Here is a 503-nt window from a genome sequence, read left to right as displayed (position 1 = left end):
AACTGATTTTGTCGCGAAGTGCGGTTGGGAAGCTGTTAAGTTTGAACAAGGTTACTCAGGGTATGATTATCCTACTCTGATACCACTTGGTGCAGACATTGAAGAGCAATATGTAGTTAGCAGACACAGTGTTACGTGCGGTAGTGTTTGGAAATTAACTCGTGTATTTGTACGTCATCCAGATTTAGGGACATTATACTATCCGGTTTTTTCTATTGATGGTTATGAGGCCACTATGTCCGGGTATCAGTTAAATGATGCTTTCAGTTCAAAATTGTTGAAACATAGTCAAATCAATTCTTCCTATGAGCTTCAGTCATCTTGGACCGACAGTTGGAGCTTGCTGATGATGTGGCCAGCACTTCCAGTCTATGTATATACGGGTGTCATGAGTATTTTTGTATAACAAGGCGTTTAAGACGGATTCACAACGCTTGGCGATCTTAGTTCAAGTTGAATTTAGTGTTTAAGGTACAATGGTTTAAGGTTGGTGGTCTGCGTTG

At 40.6% G+C, this 503-nt stretch carries 1 pseudogene; it reads left to right on the top strand.

What is annotated here, in order from left to right:
- Positions 1 to 406, top strand: a pseudogene (locus RH45_RS23645) (hypothetical protein); the annotation flags it as partial.
- Positions 407 to 503: the final 97 nt, after the last annotated feature.

The sequence above is a fragment of the Vibrio sinaloensis DSM 21326 genome (assembly GCF_000189275.1).
GTDB lineage: Bacteria > Pseudomonadota > Gammaproteobacteria > Enterobacterales > Vibrionaceae > Vibrio > Vibrio sinaloensis.
Note: the sequence above shows the minus strand (reverse complement) of the source record. Positions and strands in the feature narration are given on the sequence as shown.